The organism is Novosphingobium sp. P6W (assembly GCF_000876675.2).
Taxonomy (GTDB): Bacteria; Pseudomonadota; Alphaproteobacteria; order Sphingomonadales; family Sphingomonadaceae; genus Novosphingobium.
In genome coordinates this window covers 1500340-1513396 of sequence record NZ_CP030352.1, presented here as the reverse complement: position 1 = coordinate 1513396, position 13057 = coordinate 1500340, and the positions used below count along the sequence as shown (strand labels likewise).

Here is a 13057-nt window from a genome sequence, read left to right as displayed (position 1 = left end):
CACGCACCGCGATTGCGCACCGCGACAAGATAATTACGGGCCGAGAAAGTCACCTCATCCATGACAGCAGCCGAAGCGACACCGCAGCTCGATTTTCCCGAGGAGGCCGCGCACAGCGACCGTGCCTTCCTTGGCCACCCCAAGGGACTGGGTTATCTCGGCGTGGTGGAGGGGTGCGAACGGTTTTCGTATTACTCGATGCAGACGCTGCTGACCCTCTACATGGTCAAGTACCTTCTGGTCCCCGGCCGCCAGGAAAGCGTGATCGGGCTTGAGTGGCTGAAAACCCACCTGTTTTCCGGCATCGAAGGCCAGCCGCTCGCCTCGGAAATCTTCGGGACGTACACTGCACTGGTCTACCTGACGCCGATTCTCGGCGGTCTGCTTGCCGACCTGCTGCTGGGGCGCCGCGCGGCGCTGATCGCGGGCGCGGTCATTATGTCGCTCGGCCATTTCCTGATGGCATTCGAGGGCGCGTTTCTGCTGGCGCTGCTTTCGCTGGTTATCGGGGTGGGCCTGTTCAAGGGCAATATCGCCAGCCAGGTGGGCGAACTCTACGGCGCCAACGACATCCGCCGCGCCATGGCGTTCCAGATTTTCTACATCTTCATCAACGTCTCGGTGATCGCCGCGCCGCTGATCTCCGGCACGCTGGGCGAGAAAATCGGCTGGCACTGGGGCTTCGGCGCTGCCGGGGTGGTCATGGTCATAGGCCTGCTCATCTACCTCGCCGCGCGCCCGTGGCTGCCGGCGGACAAGCCCAGGACCGCAAAGACGGACCAGGCCCGCGTCAAATTCGAGCCCGGTGACGGTGCCCGCCTTGCCGCCGTGCTGGTGCTGGTGCCGATCCTCGGTTTCTCGCTGCTGACCAACCAGCAGATCTTCAACGCCTATCTCGTCTGGGCAGACCAGCAGTTCCAGCTGACATTCATGGGCACCACCCTGCCCACCAGCTGGATGATCACGCTGGACGCGACGCTCAGCTTCTCGATGCTGGTGGCCGTCGCCGCGTTCTGGGCTTTCGTCGGCAAGCGCACCGGAAAGGAACCGGACGAGCTGGGCAAGATGATCCTGGGCTGCGTGTTCATCCTCGGCGGTGCGCTGTGCCTCTATATGGCGGCGCTGACGCAGGGGACCGGCAAGATCGGCCTGTTCTGGCCGGTGATGTTCCACCTCGTGAACTCGATCGGCTTTTCGCACCTGCTGCCGGTCAGCCTGGCCTTGTTCACCCGGCTCGCGCCGCGCGCGCTCAATGCATCGATCGTGGGCATCTACTACTTGGCGTTCTTCGGCGCGAACCTGGCGGTCGGCAAGATCGGCACCCTGTTCGAGACGATGCCCACCACGCAGTTCTGGCTGCTCCACGCAGGCACCGCGATGGTTGGCCTGGTCGGCTTCGGACTGTTCAAGCTGCTGCTGGCCAAGCGGCTGATGGGCGCGCCAAAGCCCGCATGAGCCAGGCGGCGCACTTGCACAAATGAAAAGCCCTCGGGAGACCATCCCGAGGGCTTTTCATTTCATAGGCATCGTCCGCAGCGCGAACGACAGCGATCAGGCCCCGACGAGGCCCCGGATCGCGCTTTCGAACACGCCGCGTCCGTCGGTGCCGCCGTGGGTGGCCTCGATCGCGCGCTCCGGGTGCGGCATCATGCCCAGCACGTTGCCGGCCGCGTTGAGCAGGCCTGCAATCGAGCGGGCCGAACCGTTGACCTCCTCGGCATAGCGGAAGGCCACGCGGCCCTCACCCTCGATACGGTCGAGCGTGGCATCGTCGGCGAAGTAGTTGCCGTCGTGATGCGCCACGGGAACACGGATCACCTGCCCGGTCTCGTAAGCGGAGGTAAACAGCGACTGCGCGTTGGCGACTTCGAGGCTGACTTCGCGGCACACGAAGTTCAGGCCCGCATTGCGCAGCAGCGCGCCGGGCAGCAGGCCGCTTTCAGTCAGCACCTGAAAGCCGTTGCATACGCCCAGCACCGGCACCCCGCGCTCCGCAGCGGCGATCACCGCCTGCATGATGGGCGAGCGCGAAGCAATGGCGCCGCAGCGCAGGTAGTCGCCATAGGAGAACCCGCCGGGAACCGCGATGAAGTCCAGCCCCTCAGGCAACTGGCTATCGCCGTGCCAGACGCGGTGAGGCGCAGTGCCCGAGACCTTCTCCAGCGCCACCGCCATGTCGCGGTCGCAGTTCGAGCCCGGGAAGGTGATGACGGCGGAAGTGAAGGCCATCAGGCGGCCACCTTCTCGATGCGGTAGTTCTCGATCACCATGTTGGCGAGGAGCTTGCGGCACATCTCGTCGATCGCTTCGTCGGAAACGCTGTCGGCGACGTCCAGCTCGAACAGGCGGCCGGCGCGCACGTCGTTGACGCCGGCAAAGCCCAGGCCTTCGAGCGAATGGTGGATCGCACGGCCCTGCGGATCGAGGACGCCGGGCTTGAGGCTGACGTGGACGCGGACTTTCATCTGAAGGGCCTTTCGCTTTGCGGGCGCAGATTCGTTGCGAGCGCCTATGACTTCCCAGCGCCGCCGGGGCAAGTCACGCTGTTGCCCCATCAGCCAGGATTGTCCCGGAAATGCCCCGGATATGCGTCAAATCGGGTGCGCGAGATTGAACCACCCCGCCCAACCTGCCATCTGCGAGTGGCGGTCGCAGCCCTGCGCCGAAGCGGAGTTCCAAGTCCAATGAACATTTCCTTTGCCGGGCAGGTTGCAGTTGTCACCGGCGCCGGAACCGGGCTGGGCCGCGCCTATGCGCTGGATCTCGCCCGGCGCGGCGCGAAAGTGGTGGTCAACGACCTGGGCGCGGCGCGCGATGGGACCGGCCATTCCGATGCCGCCCTCGCCGTGGTCGAGGAAATCCGCGAAGCCGGCGGCGAGGCGATGGCGGATGGCGGCGACGTTTCCGATTACGCGCAGATGGAAGCCATGACCGCCCGCGCGAAAGAGGCCTGGGGCGGCGTCCATGTGCTCATCAACAACGCCGGCATCCTGCGCGACCGTACGTTCGCCAAGATGGACCCGGCCGATTTCGAGCTGGTTCTGCGGGTCCATTTGCTGGGCAGCGCATTTGCCACAAAGGCAGTGTGGGACACGATGCGCGAGCAGAACTACGGCCGGGTGCTGATGACCACATCCTCAACCGGGCTGGGTGGCAATTTCGGGCAGGCCAATTACGGCGCCGCAAAAGCGGGCGTGCTGGGCCTTGCCCGCACACTTCGGCTGGAAGGCGCGAAATACGGCATCCGCGTCAATTCGATCGCCCCGACCGCAGGCACCCGCATGACCGCCGACATTTTTCCCGATGAGGCCTACAAGGCCTTCGAGCCCGGCAACGTCGCGCCTGCGGCGATATTCCTGGTATCGAGAGATGCGCCCACCGATGCGATCGTGGCCGCGGGCGGCGGCGTGTTCCAAGGCGCCTGGATCACCATGAACGACGGTATTCTGCTACCCGAAGGCCACCGCAGCGCCGAAGACATCGCCGCAGCCTGGCCGCGCATCGCCGACCGCCGGGACGACCATATCTTCGAGAACGGCATGGAGCAGGCCCAGCACGCGCTTTCGATGCTGACGAAGACGTAGAACAGGCGTTTAAGGATGCCGTGCCCGGACTTGATCCAGGACGACGGCATCATACGTGCTCTGACGACTGCCCTCAGCAGTTCTGGCCCGGCCGGCACGGCGGCGGGCCACCCGCGCCTCCGGGACCGCCGCGCCCCGGCCCCTTGCCCGGACCACCTGCAGGCCGCAGTTCTTCCATGCTCAACTCGCCGTCGTGATTCTTGTCGGCGTCGTCGAAGTGCTTGCCTTCATAGGCCAGCAGTTCCTCAAGGCTGACACCGGCATCGTAATTGGTATTGGCGCGCGCGATCGTCGTGCCGTTCAGCGGCTCGATCATCTGGATGAGAACGTAATCGTCGGGATTGTCGCTGGTCGCCGTGATGGCATCTGCGATCGGCCCGTTACGGTCCCCGAAAGCGTTTGCCTCGCTGGAGGCGGCCGATCCCATGCGCTTCTGCCAGGCCATGAATTCGGCCGGCGAGATGTTGCCGTCGCGATTGCTGTCCACCGCCTCGAAGCGGGCGCGAATCGTGGCTTCGCGCCGTGCGTCGACGACCGCGTGAAGCTCGTCGATGGTCACCATGCCGTCCTTGTTGGCGTCGGCCTCGCGGAACATGGCGGTGACGATCTTGTCGAACTGCTTGCGCTTCACCGGCTTGGGCGGACGCGGCGCGGATGGCTTGCTGCTGCCCGGCCCATCACCGTCTCCGCCGGGACCGCCGCCCATGTCTCCCATGCCGCCGCCCATACCGCCATCCATGCCGCCGGGCATACCCTGCGCGTGAACCGCAGGAGACTGGATCAGCGACAGCGAAGCCGCGGCGAGGATGAGGGAAATCTTGCGCATGGGAGCGGTCTGTCCGTGATATTTAGCAGGAAGATTTCAACGCGAAAAATAATCGGCAGCAATCGCCATGGCCGGCGTACTCAGTCCTCGACGATCTTGAGCAATTTGCGCTCCAGCGGGCTGAGGATATTGGACAAGTCGTGCCCGCGTTTAAGCACCTGGCCTACTTCGCCGAACAGCGTCCACATGCCCTGCTTGCCGCGAAGCGCCGGGCGTTTCTCGATCCGGGCCTGCGGACGCTCGGCAGCGCGGCGAAACGCGCAGAAGCTGGCGGCATCGCGCGCGAAGTCCATCGCATAGTCGCGCCACATTCCGGCAGCGACCATGCGGCCGTAAAGATCGAGAATGCGCTGGAGTTCGAGCCGGTCGAAACCGACCTGAAGCGCGCCGCCACCGGGAAAGGGAACGACGCTGCCGGTAACGGAGCCGCCGCCCTGAGGGCCTGCCGCCATGCGGTTCAAAGACCCTTGAGCACCGATTCGCCTGCCCGTTCGACCTTGCGGGTCTCATGCTCACGCGCTGCCAGAAGCGATTCCACTTGCGAGCGCAGCAGGGCGACCTGTTCTTCGAGTTCGTCGACGCGCTGGTTGCCTACCGGCTCGCAAGGTTCCTTGCAGGGCGTGCCGTAGGGCATGAATTCCTTGGCGTAGGTCTCTGCCTTGACCAGGGTGGAGCGGGCCTTGACGCCGATCATCGTCGCGCCTTCGGGCACGTCCTCGGTAACCACGGCACTGGCGCCGATGCGCGCGCGCCTGCCGATCGTGACCGGGCCGATGATCTGTGCGCCCGACCCCACGATCACGTTGTCGAGCAAAGTCGGATGGCGTTTGCCGCCCACGCCGTTGGTGGGGTTCGAACCGCCCAGTGTCACGCACTGGTAGATCGTCACGTTGTCACCAATGATCGCGGTTTCGCCGATGACGGTGAAACCGTGGTCGATAAAGAAATTCTTGCCGATGGTCGCGCCCGGATGGATGTCGATGGCGGTCATGAAGCGCGAGAGGTGGTTCACCACGCGCGCCAGAAAGAAAAGGTCGGCCTGGAACAGCGCATGGGCGATCCGGTGCCAGAACACGGCCCACGCTCCCGGATACAGCAGGACTTCCCACCGCGAACGCGGCGCAGGATCACGTGCGACAACGGAATCCAGGTAGCGGACAATATCACCCAGCATTACCCGAATCTCCCATCAATCGGTTCGGTTTGCAACTACCCTGCAACAGATGCGCCCTCACGGCTCCCTGGTGTCGCCGCCTTTAGTCTCAATCAGGGCGTCGCGCCAGATCGTCATGGTAGGCGCGACCTTACGCTCAAGACTGAGCCGGTCGATGGCGGCGACCAGACGTTCGACGCCCAGATGGCTACGCTCGCACCGTCCTGCAAGATACTGAATCGCCGTTTCATCGAGGATGAGCCCGCGCATCTCGGCGTGGATTTCGATGAGCCCGGCCAGCATGGCATCGTCCGGCTCGCCGATCTCCAGATCGAGCGCTGCACCCAGCCGCGAGGACAAGTCGGGCAAGGTCACCCGCCAGCGCGCCTCCTCTCCAGCACCTTCACCGTCACCCGTTCCGGGCGCGAAGCGGTTTTGGGCGACGATCAGCAGTGGGCGGCGGCTTTCCTGCGCACGGTTCCAGCGGTGGAACAGCGCATCCTCTTCCATGAGATGGGCATCGTCGATGGCATCGCCCGCGCCCGATTCGGCAAACCAGCGTGCCAACAGCGACTTGCCGGAACGCGCTGGGCCGGACAGAATTGCGGTTCGGAATGGCCAGCTGCCGGGTTCCAGCAGCGCGTCGACCACGCCGGAATTGGCGGCAGCCACGACAATGCGCGGCGGGCTGTCGCTCGCAGCGGACAGCGGAAGGGCGATCTGCCTCATTACCGGGTGCAGCCTTAGCGGCTGATCCTGAGTGCGCCGCCCCCGCTCGACACCTTCCAGCCCTGCGCGCGCAAGGCCGAAGCGATGCGTTCGGAGCCGCCCGCAGCTGTGACGCGCATGACCGAAGTGCCGCCGATCGCAAGGCTGACTGTCGCAGCGCCCTGAACACCGGGCACACCGCGAACCGCAGCCAGCGCCGCATCCACCGCTGCCGCATCGGGCGTGGCGAACTGGACCGTGACGGTCTCAACCGGAGCGCCGCTGACATCCTCGGCGCGAATGGTGGGGGTAGGCTGGGGAATGACCACCGCCGGCAGATCGTCGCCCTTGGGCATGAGCTTCTGGCGCAGTTCCTCGAAAGCGCGGTCGAGCGCGACGCCGCCAGCATTGATCGTCGGATCGGGCTGCAGCACGCCTTGCGAAAGCGCATCGCGGTAAAGCCCGTCGACCCGCGTCACCGCCTGGTCGAGCATGCGCGGCAGATCCTGCTCGCTTGCCGCCGTCATCGTGAAACTGCCGAGGAACTTGTTGTCGGGGCCGTAGCGGGCCGTGAACGTGCCGTTGATCGGACCGCCTGGCCACTGGCGTTCCAGCCGCGCAACGGGGCTGACCACGTCGGAGGCTTCGAACTGCCCCAGCACCGTGCGCCACCACAGGCGGCTGCGGCGGCCCTGCTGGCCAGCGGTGAGAATAAGCGATTCGCCGCCTGAACCGGCCGGACGCACATAGTCGACTGGGCTGGCCGCTGCCTGAAATTCCGCCCAGGCCTTCTGCCAGGGACCGCGAACCTCGAAGACCTGACGCACGCCGCCCGATTGCAGGACCGGCAGCAGCAGCAGCGGCGGCGAGCGCGGGCCGGTGCCCGCACCGCTGCCTACGTATTGCCCTGCCTTGGCCTTGTCGAAAATTACGCCCAGCGTCGCCATGTACCGGCGCGGGCCGACCTGCTCGTGGCCGATGACCACCGAGGAGACCATCGCATCGATCGATTCGGTTGGCATGTCCGGGCCGCCCAGCTTCTTCCAGGCTTCCTTTTCCGCCTGCTTCCAGCCGGCAAGCCGTGCTTCCGCCCCGGTCTTGCCGGTAACATCGACCTGGATGCCGTTGACCTGGATATCCTCGGAATTGGCGAGCGGGGCGATGCCGCGATCGCCCTCGATCTGGGCGGCGAGTCGCACGCCGCCAACGACGCAGAGCGCAAGCGCAGCTACGCCGCCGATGATCAGCGCCTTGCGCCCCATTGGACTAATGCGGGCAGACCGCAGGGTTTTTTGGGAGATCGTGTACGCCATCTGTCGAAACCGTGGGCCTTTTGCCCAAACGGCGATGGAAATCCAAGTCACAAAGCGCTAGGCGCGCCCAATGTCCGACGATAACTCTCAGAAGAGCTACAGCTACGAGCAGGCCGGCGTCTCGATCGCGGCCGGAAATGCGCTGGTCAAGGCCATCGCCCCGCTCGCGAAATCCACCGCCCGGCCCGGGGCAGACGCGGAGCTTGGCGGCTTCGGCGGCTTCTTCGATCCGCGCGCAGCCGGTTACAAAGACCCGCTGCTGGTCGCCGCCAACGACGGCGTCGGCACCAAGGTCAAGCTGGCCATCGACCATGACCGCCACGACCAGATCGGCATCGACCTTGTCGCCATGTGCGTCAACGACCTGATCGTGCAAGGCGCGGAGCCGCTATTCTTCCTCGACTATTTCGCCACCGGCAAGCTGGAGAACGGCGTCGCTGAGCGAGTCGTCGCCAGCATCGCCGATGGCTGCAAGATTTCAGGCTGCGCCCTGATCGGCGGCGAAACCGCTGAAATGCCGGGCATGTATGCTGCCGGCGACTACGACCTCGCCGGCTTCTGCGTCGGCGCGGTGGAGCGCGGCGAACAGCTGACCGGCGACAAGGTCGCGGCAGGCGACGTGCTGCTGGGCCTCGCCTCCTCGGGCGTGCACTCGAACGGCTATTCGCTGGTGCGCCGCCTTGCGGAGGACAAGGGCTGGAAGCTGAACCGCCCTGCCCTGTTCGACCCTGAAGTGCTGCTGATCGACGCGCTGATGGCGCCTACGCGCATCTATGTGAAAAGCCTGCTGCCCTTCGTTCGCCCAAAGGACGGAAAGCCGGCGCGCATCCATGCCCTGGCCCACATCACCGGCGGCGGTCTGCTGGAGAACATTCCCCGCGTGCTGCCCAAGGGCCTGCATGCGCGAATCGACGCTGATGCCTGGCCCCAGCCGCGCCTGATGGCGTTCCTGCAGGCGCAGGGCCACATCGAGCCGGGCGAGATGGCGCGCACCTTCAACTGCGGCGTCGGCATGGTGCTGGCGGTCGCAGCGGACGAAGTCGCCTCGCTCACGGCCGATCTCGAGGCAGCGGGCGAAACCGTCTTCACGATCGGCACCATCGAGGCCGGCGAAAAGGGCTGCACCGTTACCGGTTCGGTGGAGACCTGGTCCGCGCAAGAACCTTGGGAAGCCGTCCACCTTGGCTGACAGGGCTAAAGTCGCCGTCCTGATCTCGGGCAGCGGCACCAACATGGCCGCGCTGCTCTATGCCAGCCGCGCGGCCGACTGCCCTTACGAGATCGTGCTTGTCGCGGCCAACGATCCCGAGGCCAAAGGTCTGCGCCTGGCCGAAGCGGAAGGCGTTGCAACCTTCGCGCTCAGCCACAAAGGCATGAAGCGCCCGGAGCACGACGCGGCGATGGACGGCGCGATCCGCGCCAGCGGCGCCGCATGGGTGGCGCTGGCCGGCTATATGCGCATTCTTACGCCAGAATTCGTGGGCAAGTGGGAAGGCCGGATGGTCAATATCCACCCCTCGCTCCTGCCCAAGTACACCGGCCTGCACACCCACGAACGGGCAATCGAGGCGGGCGACAGCCACGGCGGCGTCAGCGTCCACCTCGTCACCGCGCAGCTGGACGACGGCCCTGTGCTGGGCCAGACCCCGGTTGCGATCCTGCCCGGCGACACGGCGGACAGCCTTGCTGCCCGCGTGCTGATCGCCGAGCACCAGCTCTATTCGCGCTGCCTTGCCAGCCTCGTCACGCGCGAAACCAGCCCCGCATGGCTGCTCGAACGCGTGCGCGAGCGGGCGATGGAAATGCCCGAAGCGGACGAGACTGTCAGCCATGGCATGGCCTGCTTCGGCATCGTGAAGGGCAAGAAGTTCGCTTACGTCAGCGCCGACCATCACGGAGACGGCCGCGTCGCCTTGCTGGTCAAGATCAGCGGGCCGGATGAACAGGCCATGCTGATCGAACAGGACGAAGCGCGCTATTACCGCCCCACTTACTTCGGCAACGAGTGGATCGGCATCCGTCTGGATCTGGGCGATACCGATTGGGACGCGATTCGCGATTGGCTTGGCCGGTCCTGGCGCGCGGTAGCGCCCAAAAAGCTGACGATCCTGCTGGACGCTGCCGACGCATTCTGAGCCTCAACCGGCTCAGACTTCGGTATATTCCACCTGAGGCCTGCTTTCGCGGGTGCCACGATAATGCTTCGCCGGGTCCTGCGGATCGCCAGCGATCAGGACATGATCGTCATGCACTTCGACCAGGGTTCCGACGAAAGGAAAACCTTCGAGGCTGCCGTTGACGCGAAAGCTCACGGTGTCGCCGATCTTGAAGGTTTTCTCATCGAAGTTGAATTCGAAAGGGCAGCTCTCGCCCGTTTCGCCCTTGTCCTGCATTGCCGCTCTCCTTTTGCGAAAGCATCGTACAGCAGCGGTCCACAGTGGTTCAAATCGAAATGACATGGCACGCAGCGCCGCCCCGATATCGGGCGGCGGCGCAGGCGGGCATCAGTGTGAGGTGATTGCGGCGTTTATGCTGATTGCATCAGGCGAAGCGATTGCGCCGCGCGGGTCCGAAGCGCCGGACGACACCGTGCTGGCCGCCTGAGATAAAAGAACCGCGCCCAGAAACGAAAGAGATCCGGCAATAATAATCGTTCTGGTCATCGAAATTCCACATCCCGCAAACGAGGCCCGCAGCCTCTCTCATAGGCACGGACGCTAGGCGCGCTTGCGAGGCGAGCCAAAGAAAAAGGCCGCCGAAACCGGCGACCTTCATCTTTGTTGCGAAGAGTTAACCTCCGCAATTAAAGTTAGGCAATCAGCCCACCAGTTCTTCCGGCTTGAAGAAGTAGGCGATCTCGATCGCTGCGTTCTCTTCCGAATCCGAACCGTGGACCGAGTTTGCTTCGATCGATTCGGCCAGTTCCTTGCGGATCGTGCCGGCATCGGCGTTCTCGGGGTTGGTGGCGCCCATGATGTCGCGGTTGCGCTTCACGGCGTCTTCACCTTCGAGAACCTGAACCACGACCGGGCCCGAGATCATGAACGAGACGAGGTCACCAAAGAAGGGACGCTCGGCGTGAACGGCGTAGAAGCCCTCGGCCTGCTCCTTGGACATCTGGATGCGCTTGGAAGCGACGACGCGCAGGCCGGCTTCCTCAAGCATCTTGGTGACGGCGCCGGTCAGGTTGCGGCGGGTTGCGTCGGGCTTGATGATCGAAAAAGTGCGGGTGACCGACATGGAACTGTTCCTTGCGAATGGGAAAGTGTGAATTGTTGGGCGCGCCCCTAGCGGGCTTTGCCGAAAGCGGCAAGCATGGCGTCACCGGGTCAGTGCATGCTTCGCTGGAGCGCGTGCTGGAGGGGGCTTCGACAAGCTCAGCCTGAGCGGGATTTGAGCAGAGTAAGCCAGACCCAGGGCCGCGTCTGATTTCAAAGCAGTTTCCTCGATCCGCTCAGACTGAGCTTGTCGAAGTCCCCGCAGTTATCCCGCCTGAACCCAGCGCCCGCCTTCCTGCTTCCAGTAAAAGTGTTCCACTCCTTCGCGGGCGCGCAGTTCGCGCCAGACCTGCCGGGCCTGCTGCACGCTCTCGTCGTCGAACATATAGAACGTGCGCGCGAAAGGCGTCTGCCCCTCACGCCACTGGCCATCGGCGATGGCGAGGAACGCCGCGCCATTGGACGGTTCGGGCGTATCGGAGACGAGGATCGGCTGACGATCCTCGTCTCCCTGCCCGGCATGGCCATTGGCGAGGAACGTCTCGGGCAAGAGCGACCACAGCGCGCGCGAAATCCGCATCCGCTGATCCTGATTGCCCGAGACGACGAGCAGGCGCGCGCCGTCCGAAAGAACCTTGCGCGCAATCAGCGGCAAGGCCGCCTCGGCGGGGTCGCGGCTCAGCTGGTAGAAGTCCACGCGCACGAGCTGCGACCCTTTTTCGCTCACGCTTCCAGTGTATCGCGCACAAAGCGGTCCAGCAGGCGCACGCCAAAGCCGGTTGCGCCCTTGTCCCAGGTCGCCCCGGCCTTGTCGGTCCATACGGTGCCCGCGATGTCGAGGTGCGCCCAGGGGGTGTCGTTCTCGATGAAGCGCAGCAGGAACTGCGCCGCCGTGATCGAGCCGCCAGAGCGCGGGCCGACATTCTTGATGTCGGCGATCGGGCTGTCGATCATCTTGTCGTAGGCCGAACCCATCGGCATCCGCCACAGGCGGTCGCCCGAAGCGTCACCGGCAGCGTTCAGCTCGGCTGCGAGCGCGTCGTTGTTAGAGAACAGGCCGGCATATTCATGCGCGAGGCTGAGGATGATCGCACCGGTTAGCGTGGCAAGGTCGATCACCTTCGCGGGGCTGTATTCGCGCTGCACCCAGGTCAGCGCATCGCACAGGACGAGGCGGCCTTCGGCGTCGGTGTTGATGACTTCGATGGTCTGGCCCGACATCGAGGTGACGACGTCGCCCGGGCGCTGGGCATTGCCGTCGGGCATGTTCTCGACGAGGCCGCAAACGCCGATCACGTTGGCCTTGGCCCCCCGCAGCGCGAGCGCGAGCATGGTGCCGGCAACCGCACCGGCCCCGCCCATGTCCCACTTCATGTCTTCCATGCCGGCCGCCGGCTTGATCGAGATGCCGCCGGTGTCGAAGGTCACGCCCTTGCCGACGAAAGCCACGGGCTTCTCGCCCTCGACGCCGCCCAGCCATTCCATGACGAGGATGCGCGCGGGGCGAATCGAGCCCTGCGCCACGCCGAGCAGCGAGCCCATGCCGAGCGCAGCCATGTCCTTGTCGTCGAGGACGCGGATGGTGAGGCCGGTGCCTGCCATGCGCGCCTTGCAGCGCTCCACGAAACTCTCGGGGTAGATGATGTTGGCGGGTTCGGTGACGAGTTCGCGGGTGAAGGACACGCCCTGCCCGATGGCCTGCTCGATCTCCCAGGCGGCCTCGGTGCCTTCCGGCGCGCCGACGACGGAAATTTCGCTGAGGCTGGGCTTGGCATCCGCGCCCAGCTTGGTGCGGTAGACGTCATGACGCCATGAACGCAGCACCGCGCCCAGCAGCGCGCCGGCCGCTTCCTCAGCGGTGAGGCCGGCGCCGGTGAGGTCCAGGGTGAGCGCAGTTTCGCCGCTTGTCAGGTACTTGGCGACAACATTGGCGCCCGCACGCTCGATCGCACCCTTGCGATCCTTGCCCGAAGCCTCGCCGATGCCAGCCAGTGCCGCGCGCACGACGTTGCCACCGCGCTCAGCGAATCCCTCGAAGACCTGGCCCGCCTTGCCGGAAAACCTTGCCCTCTTCGCACCCTCGGCCAGCACCGGCTCAAGGTCGGCGGGCAGCGCGTCCTGGTTGACGAAGCGCGCAACGAGACGGGCATTGGGGGCAATTGCCGCGCCAAGGAACTGGATCTTCATGGATTCTCCTGGATTTCCCCGGTGAAACGCTGATCTTGTGCGCTTCACCGCATGACTGGATTGCAGTT

16 protein-coding genes are annotated in these 13057 nt (G+C 65.0%); 5 read left to right on the top strand and 11 right to left on the bottom strand.

Annotated elements, in window-relative coordinates:
- The first annotated feature begins 60 nt into the window (after positions 1–60).
- Positions 61–1455 carry a peptide MFS transporter gene (locus tag TQ38_RS07330; protein WP_043975371.1) on the top strand — a complete coding sequence of 465 codons (1395 nt, stop codon included), beginning with the start codon at positions 61–63 and terminating at the stop codon, positions 1453–1455.
- 96 nt (positions 1456–1551) lie between these two features.
- Here the strand turns inward: TQ38_RS07330 and purQ are convergent, their stop codons facing one another.
- On the bottom strand, positions 1552–2229 hold the full coding sequence (gene purQ / locus TQ38_RS07325; protein WP_043975372.1) for a phosphoribosylformylglycinamidine synthase subunit PurQ: 678 nt from the start codon (positions 2227–2229) through the stop codon (positions 1552–1554).
- Complete coding sequence (gene purS, locus TQ38_RS07320) at positions 2229–2465, bottom strand: phosphoribosylformylglycinamidine synthase subunit PurS (protein WP_043975373.1); 237 nt, start codon at positions 2463–2465, stop codon at positions 2229–2231. Before purS ends, purQ begins: the two co-directional genes overlap by 1 nt.
- A 219-nt stretch (positions 2466–2684) precedes the next feature.
- On the opposite strand from purS, the gene TQ38_RS07315 reads away from it, so the two are divergent.
- Positions 2685–3584 (top strand): SDR family NAD(P)-dependent oxidoreductase, encoded by a 900-nt coding sequence (locus tag TQ38_RS07315; protein WP_043975374.1) that lies wholly within the window; start codon positions 2685–2687, stop codon positions 3582–3584.
- A gap of 73 nt (positions 3585–3657) precedes the next feature.
- On the opposite strand, the gene TQ38_RS07310 is transcribed toward TQ38_RS07315, so the two are convergent.
- From TQ38_RS07310 to TQ38_RS07290, 5 genes are all read right to left on the bottom strand, one after another.
- On the bottom strand, positions 3658–4410 hold the full coding sequence (locus TQ38_RS07310) for an EF-hand domain-containing protein (RefSeq protein WP_043975375.1): 753 nt from the start codon (positions 4408–4410) through the stop codon (positions 3658–3660).
- Between the two features lie 80 nt (positions 4411–4490).
- Positions 4491–4862 carry a DUF2794 domain-containing protein gene (locus TQ38_RS07305; RefSeq protein ID WP_043975376.1) on the bottom strand — a complete coding sequence of 124 codons (372 nt, stop codon included), beginning with the start codon at positions 4860–4862 and terminating at the stop codon, positions 4491–4493.
- Between the two features lie 5 nt (positions 4863–4867).
- On the bottom strand, positions 4868–5584 hold the full coding sequence (gene epsC / locus TQ38_RS07300) for a serine O-acetyltransferase EpsC (protein ID WP_043975377.1): 717 nt from the start codon (positions 5582–5584) through the stop codon (positions 4868–4870).
- 57 nt (positions 5585–5641) lie between these two features.
- A complete protein-coding gene (locus TQ38_RS07295) occupies positions 5642–6292 on the bottom strand; it encodes an ATPase (protein WP_043975378.1) in 651 nt (216 codons plus the stop codon).
- 14 nt (positions 6293–6306) lie between these two features.
- Complete coding sequence (locus TQ38_RS07290) at positions 6307–7584, bottom strand: hypothetical protein (protein WP_043975379.1); 1278 nt, start codon at positions 7582–7584, stop codon at positions 6307–6309.
- Positions 7585–7654: 70 nt separating this feature from the next.
- Here TQ38_RS07290 and purM point away from each other — a divergent pair, with 70 nt between their 5' ends.
- Positions 7655–8773, top strand: a complete 1119-nt coding sequence (gene purM / locus TQ38_RS07285) for a phosphoribosylformylglycinamidine cyclo-ligase (protein ID WP_043975380.1) — start codon at positions 7655–7657, stop codon at positions 8771–8773.
- Positions 8766–9719 carry a phosphoribosylglycinamide formyltransferase gene (gene purN / locus TQ38_RS07280; RefSeq protein WP_082057677.1) on the top strand — a complete coding sequence of 318 codons (954 nt, stop codon included), beginning with the start codon at positions 8766–8768 and terminating at the stop codon, positions 9717–9719. Before purM ends, purN begins: the two co-directional genes overlap by 8 nt.
- A 12-nt stretch (positions 9720–9731) precedes the next feature.
- Here purN and TQ38_RS07275 read toward each other — a convergent pair whose 3' ends face one another.
- Positions 9732–9977 (bottom strand): hypothetical protein, encoded by a 246-nt coding sequence (locus TQ38_RS07275; RefSeq protein ID WP_043975381.1) that lies wholly within the window; start codon positions 9975–9977, stop codon positions 9732–9734.
- A gap of 64 nt (positions 9978–10041) precedes the next feature.
- Between TQ38_RS07275 and TQ38_RS29910 the strand changes: the two genes are divergently transcribed.
- Positions 10042–10188 (top strand): hypothetical protein, encoded by a 147-nt coding sequence (locus TQ38_RS29910; RefSeq protein WP_162792215.1) that lies wholly within the window; start codon positions 10042–10044, stop codon positions 10186–10188.
- Between the two features lie 213 nt (positions 10189–10401).
- Here TQ38_RS29910 and ndk read toward each other — a convergent pair whose 3' ends face one another.
- The 3 genes from ndk to TQ38_RS07260 form a co-directional block, all read right to left on the bottom strand.
- Positions 10402–10824 carry a nucleoside-diphosphate kinase gene (gene ndk, locus TQ38_RS07270; RefSeq protein ID WP_043975382.1) on the bottom strand — a complete coding sequence of 141 codons (423 nt, stop codon included), beginning with the start codon at positions 10822–10824 and terminating at the stop codon, positions 10402–10404.
- A gap of 243 nt (positions 10825–11067) precedes the next feature.
- Positions 11068–11505 carry a DNA polymerase III subunit chi gene (locus TQ38_RS07265; protein ID WP_043975447.1) on the bottom strand — a complete coding sequence of 146 codons (438 nt, stop codon included), beginning with the start codon at positions 11503–11505 and terminating at the stop codon, positions 11068–11070.
- Positions 11506–11525: 20 nt separating this feature from the next.
- Positions 11526–12989, bottom strand: a complete 1464-nt coding sequence (locus TQ38_RS07260; protein ID WP_043975383.1) for a leucyl aminopeptidase — start codon at positions 12987–12989, stop codon at positions 11526–11528.
- Positions 12990–13057: the final 68 nt, after the last annotated feature.

Coding starts and splice junctions, on each gene's coding strand:
- TQ38_RS07330 (WP_043975371.1), top strand. CDS start 61: ATGACAGCAGCCGAAGCGACACCGCAGCTCGATTTTCCCGAGGAGGCC.
- purQ (WP_043975372.1), bottom strand. CDS start 2,229: ATGGCCTTCACTTCCGCCGTCATCACCTTCCCGGGCTCGAACTGCGAC.
- purS (WP_043975373.1), bottom strand. CDS start 2,465: ATGAAAGTCCGCGTCCACGTCAGCCTCAAGCCCGGCGTCCTCGATCCG.
- TQ38_RS07315 (WP_043975374.1), top strand. CDS start 2,685: ATGAACATTTCCTTTGCCGGGCAGGTTGCAGTTGTCACCGGCGCCGGA.
- TQ38_RS07310 (WP_043975375.1), bottom strand. CDS start 4,410: ATGCGCAAGATTTCCCTCATCCTCGCCGCGGCTTCGCTGTCGCTGATC.
- TQ38_RS07305 (WP_043975376.1), bottom strand. CDS start 4,862: ATGGCGGCAGGCCCTCAGGGCGGCGGCTCCGTTACCGGCAGCGTCGTT.
- epsC (WP_043975377.1), bottom strand. CDS start 5,584: ATGCTGGGTGATATTGTCCGCTACCTGGATTCCGTTGTCGCACGTGAT.
- TQ38_RS07295 (WP_043975378.1), bottom strand. CDS start 6,292: ATGAGGCAGATCGCCCTTCCGCTGTCCGCTGCGAGCGACAGCCCGCCG.
- TQ38_RS07290 (WP_043975379.1), bottom strand. CDS start 7,584: ATGGCGTACACGATCTCCCAAAAAACCCTGCGGTCTGCCCGCATTAGT.
- purM (WP_043975380.1), top strand. CDS start 7,655: ATGTCCGACGATAACTCTCAGAAGAGCTACAGCTACGAGCAGGCCGGC.
- TQ38_RS07275 (WP_043975381.1), bottom strand. CDS start 9,977: ATGCAGGACAAGGGCGAAACGGGCGAGAGCTGCCCTTTCGAATTCAAC.
- TQ38_RS29910 (WP_162792215.1), top strand. CDS start 10,042: ATGGCACGCAGCGCCGCCCCGATATCGGGCGGCGGCGCAGGCGGGCAT.
- ndk (WP_043975382.1), bottom strand. CDS start 10,824: ATGTCGGTCACCCGCACTTTTTCGATCATCAAGCCCGACGCAACCCGC.
- TQ38_RS07260 (WP_043975383.1), bottom strand. CDS start 12,989: ATGAAGATCCAGTTCCTTGGCGCGGCAATTGCCCCCAATGCCCGTCTC.